Origin of the sequence: Mesorhizobium sp. M4A.F.Ca.ET.050.02.1.1 (assembly GCF_003997725.1) — a bacterium.
Lineage (GTDB): Bacteria > Pseudomonadota > Alphaproteobacteria > Rhizobiales > Rhizobiaceae > Mesorhizobium.
The window spans coordinates 1-3,931 of the sequence record NZ_RZSG01000567.1 but is presented as its reverse complement, the minus strand read 5'-3'; the positions used below and the strand labels follow the sequence as shown (position 1 = coordinate 3,931).

The 3,931-nt window shown below is 65.6% G+C and carries 5 protein-coding genes; 2 read left to right on the top strand and 3 right to left on the bottom strand.

The annotated features are described in order from the left end of the window. The coding region (locus EOA33_RS27010; protein WP_190234380.1) for a 3-keto-5-aminohexanoate cleavage protein at positions 1-162 on the top strand (162 nt) is incomplete at its 5' end. A gap of 16 nt (positions 163-178) precedes the next feature. Here EOA33_RS27010 and EOA33_RS27005 read toward each other — a convergent pair. Further along, positions 179-580: a GFA family protein gene (locus EOA33_RS27005; RefSeq protein WP_127407027.1), complete on the bottom strand. Its 402-nt coding sequence runs from the start codon at positions 578-580 to the stop codon at positions 179-181. Between the two features lie 125 nt (positions 581-705). After that, complete coding sequence (gene add / locus EOA33_RS27000; protein ID WP_127407026.1) at positions 706-1,698, bottom strand: adenosine deaminase; 993 nt, start codon at positions 1,696-1,698, stop codon at positions 706-708. A 158-nt stretch (positions 1,699-1,856) separates the two neighbouring features. Between add and EOA33_RS26995 the strand changes: the two genes are divergently transcribed. Continuing rightward, positions 1,857-2,249 carry a GFA family protein gene (locus EOA33_RS26995; RefSeq protein ID WP_126055455.1) on the top strand — a complete coding sequence of 131 codons (393 nt, stop codon included), beginning with the start codon at positions 1,857-1,859 and terminating at the stop codon, positions 2,247-2,249. A gap of 30 nt (positions 2,250-2,279) precedes the next feature. Here EOA33_RS26995 and EOA33_RS26990 read toward each other — a convergent pair whose 3' ends face one another. Next, positions 2,280-3,788, bottom strand: a complete 1,509-nt coding sequence (locus EOA33_RS26990; protein WP_127407025.1) for a winged helix-turn-helix domain-containing protein — start codon at positions 3,786-3,788, stop codon at positions 2,280-2,282. Positions 3,789-3,931: the final 143 nt, after the last annotated feature.

Below are 3,931 nucleotides of genomic sequence, written 5' to 3'. Positions count from 1 at the left end.
ACGGGGGGGCCGTTCGTCGAGCGGGCGGCGGCTCGAAACCTGTCGGCCCGGGTCGGGCTGGAGGACGGCAAGCACCTGCCGGACGGCAGCGTCGCCGCCGGCAATGCGGCGCTGGTGGCGGCTGCGGTGACGATTTATCGGGCAGGCCGATGGCGGGGCTAAGAACGCTCGCCGGAAGTCAGCCGAACGTCGCCAGAGGCTCGGCGCGGATCTCGACCCACTCGCAGCGCCGGCTGTCGTGATAGAAGGACTGGAACGGCGCCGGGAAGGACGGGTCGGCAAAGGCGCCGACGGGAATTGCGATCACACCGGGCTGGCTGTCGAGCCGGTAGTGGACGGTGGTTCCGCAATCCGGGCAGAAGCTATAGCTGACGCGGCCGCCCTGCTCGCCGACACGGGTGAACTCCGCCGCCCGTCCCTGGATGGACACGTCACCTTCCTTAAACCGGACATTGTAGCTAAAGGCACTGCCGGTGCGCCGCTTGCAGGCCAGGCAATGGCACACGGAAATGCGTACGATCTCGCCCGAGCAGACAGCCGAAAGCTGGCCGCAAGAGCATTCCGCGCGACGACTGACCATGGCCGGCTCCTTTCGGCTCCGCCCGGCCTCGTCCGACCAGCGCGGCTGGAGCAGCTTATTGAGTTCGGAAGCGCGGCGGAAGGGCACTTCAGGCTCTCGCCCGTCACGGAGCGCGGCGGCCTTTGTCAGGCCCGCCAGGCCGCCAGATCCGCCAGGATTTGCGCCTTCAGCGCGGGGTCGGCATAGCTCGCCTTGACCGATGTCGCCGCGAGCTCGCGGATGGTTTCGCCGTCCCAGGCGAACGCGTCGGCGCAGGCGGCATAGGATACTTCCAGCGTGGTGTCGAGCAGCGCCGGATCATCGGTGTTGATCGAGACCGGAACACCGGCCCGGCGCAAGGTGTCGATCGGATGTTCGGCGATCGACCGGTAGAGGCCGAGCGTGACGTTGGAGATCGGGCAGACGCCAAGGGGGATCTGCCTCTCAGCCAGCAGGTCGACCAGGTCCGGCTTCTCGATCGCCCGCACGCCGTGGTCGATGCGGTCGGCGCCAAGCAGGTCGACCGCGTCGCGCACGCCCTCCGGACCGCTGGACTCGCCGGCGTGAACGGTCCGCCGCAGGCCCGCCGCAGCCGCACGGCGGAACGCTTCGGCAAAGCGCGGGCCGGTGCGGCCGGCGGCGGCTTCGTTGCCGTCGATCGACAGCGCAACCACGCGCGGATGCCTGATCCCGCTCAGCAGCTCCACCAGCTCGATCGCTTCCTCCGCCGACTGGGTGCGCAACAGGCTGACGCAAAGCCCGACCGGAGGGTGACCGTCCTCTTCGGCGGCCGCGAAGCCGGCGTCGAAGGCGTCGATCATCCCCGGAATGTTCTTGTACCAGTGCGGCCAGTGAGTCGGGTTGACGATGACGTCGGCATAGCGCACGCCGCTCCTGGCCATGCGCTGGGCGAACTTGTAGGCCGTGCTCGCCAGCTGCTCGCGCGTGCGGAACGTGCCGCACAGCCAATCGAGCATTTCGAGGAAACTCTTCAGGTTGTGCGCCTCGAACAGCCTGTCGCGCGGCGCGCGCAACGGAATGCCGGCTTCCTCGCAATTCCTGATCACGTCGTCGGCCTCGAAGCAGCCCTCGACGTGGATGTGCACCTCGGCTTTCGGCAATGCGATGTAGTCGGTCAACGGACGTCTCCCCTGTTCACGCGCCGCATTCAAGCACGAAAAGGCCCGACCCATGCTTCAAGAAATGATTGAAAGAATTGCGCGAGGCGGCGGCAATTGCCGCGGCAGTACCGTTCGTTGTAGCCATTGCGACCGCTTGATTTTGGAGGAGACGCGGCATGGACCCAATCACCGGCGGCTGCCTGTGCGGTAACGTCCGCATCGTTGCGTCGGGTGCCCCATACAGGGTCGGCATCTGCCACTGCCTCGACTGCCGCAAGCATCACGGGGCGCTCTTCTATGCCGCGGCGGTGTTCGCTCAGGATGCGGTGACGATCGAGGGCGAAACGCGCGATTATGCCGGACGGTTCTTCTGTCCGCGCTGCGGCTCGTCCGTCTTCGCCCGCACTGGAGACGAGATCGAAGTTCATCTGGGCTCCCTGGATGCTCCCGACCAACTGGTGCCGACGTACGAACTCTGGACCGTTCGTCGCGAGTCCTGGTTGCCGCCGTTTCCGCTCAAGAGACGCTACGAGCGCGATCGTGACGCCACGGGTCGTAGCGAGGGATAGCCGCGCAGTTTGGGCGGTCACGCCGGGGCTTCAGTCCGGAAGGCCGGCCTTGCGGAAGCCATCGACGAAATGCTGCATCGTCGCGTCGTCGCGGAACGGCTCCGTCGCGACCCAATAGGCGGTACTAAAATGCCGGTTGCCGACGAGGAACAGTTCGACCTCCGCGCGCGCCTCATCGAGCCGGCCAAGTTGCGCAAGGCTTGCCGCCAGGAAACGGCGCGAGCTCGTGCGATAGGTCTCGTCCCGGCGCAGCGTCTCGACGGCGGCTTCGTATTCACGGGCCGCATATTGTGCCTGACCGAGTGTCAGATAGTACCAGCTTGGCGGATAGGGGTTCAGCCGGAATGCCTTGCGAATGTGCTCGAGGCTTACCTCGATCTGCCCGGCCAGAACCTCGATGTCGGATATCGTCGCCCAGGCGTCGGCTTCGTTCGGATCGAGTTCGAACGCCTTGGCGAATTCAGCGTCCGCCTCGTCGAAGCGGCGTTCATAGGCAAGCAGGTTGCCCAGCACCCAGTGGCAGCCGGCATCGTTGGGATCGATCGCCACGGCCTTGCGCGCCAGCTCCAGGGCAACGCTCCGATTGGGTTCGATGGGTTCTCCCCAATGCACCCATTGCATCCAGTGGTTCATGGCAAGCCAGCGATAGGCCTCGGCGTAGTCCGGATCGAGCGAAACGGCGCGCGTCAGCATCAGGTGCGCTTCCCGCGCCGTCTGCGGCGAATCGTCGATCAGCTTGCGCGCCCGCACACACAGATCATAGGCCTCGAGATTTTTGGGCCGGTTGCGCGGCGGCGGCGCGCGCAGCCGGCCAAGCAGTGCCTCGACGATCTTGGCCGTCACCTCGTCCTGAACGGCAAAGATGTCTTCAAGGCTGCGATCGTAGCGTTCCGCCCACAGATGTTCGCCGCTCGAAGCGTCGACCAGCTGGGCATTGATGCGCACGCGCCCGGCGGCGCGCCTGGCGCTGCCTTCCAGCAGGTAGCGCACGCCGAGCTCCTCGGCGATCCCGCGCACATCCATCGCCCTTCCCTTGTAGGCAAAGACCGAGTTGCGCGCGATGACGAACAGGCCCGCGTTCCTCGACAGGTCGGTGATCAGGTCTTCGGTCAGCCCGTCCGCGAAGGACTCCTGCTCGGGATCATTGCTGAAGGCGACAAAGGGCAGCACGGCGATGGACGGCTTGCCTGGCAGCGGCAAGGGTTTTCGCTTCGCCTCGCCGAGCTGTTCGATGACGCCAGTGAAGCGGTAGCCGACGCGCGGCACCGTGGCGATCCAGTCACCGCCATCGGCGGCCGGACCGAGCAGCTTCCTGAGCTGGGCGATCTGGACCGTCAGGTTGCCTTCCTCGACGGCCGTTCCCGGCCATGCGGCATCCATCAGCTCGGCCTTGGCCAGGATTTCACCGGGACGCTCGACCAGCGCCGCAAGCAGCTTCAGCCCGCGATAGCCGGCGGCCACGGGAACGTCGTTGCGAAGCAGCGTTCCCGCAGACGGATCAAGCACATACGGACCAAAGGCAAAGCGCGATCCCTGCATGCGGCTGATCTATAGCCCATTTGGAAGTTTTGAGAACTATTTGGGAGGGCTTAATTACGCCGCTGCCGGCATCCTGCAGAATTCAACCTCATTCAGGTCGAGGCCCCCAAATCGCATGGGCCTCAAACCACAGGAGGTTGCCA

What these genes read in the sequence shown, in the direction of transcription:
- EOA33_RS27005 (WP_127407027.1), bottom strand. Translation starts at nt 580, where the DNA reads ATGGTCAGTCGTCGCGCGGAATGCTCTTGCGGCCAGCTTTCGGCTGTC.
- EOA33_RS26995 (WP_126055455.1), top strand. Translation starts at nt 1,857, where the DNA reads ATGGACCCAATCACCGGCGGCTGCCTGTGCGGTAACGTCCGCATCGTT.
- EOA33_RS26990 (WP_127407025.1), bottom strand. Translation starts at nt 3,788, where the DNA reads ATGCAGGGATCGCGCTTTGCCTTTGGTCCGTATGTGCTTGATCCGTCT.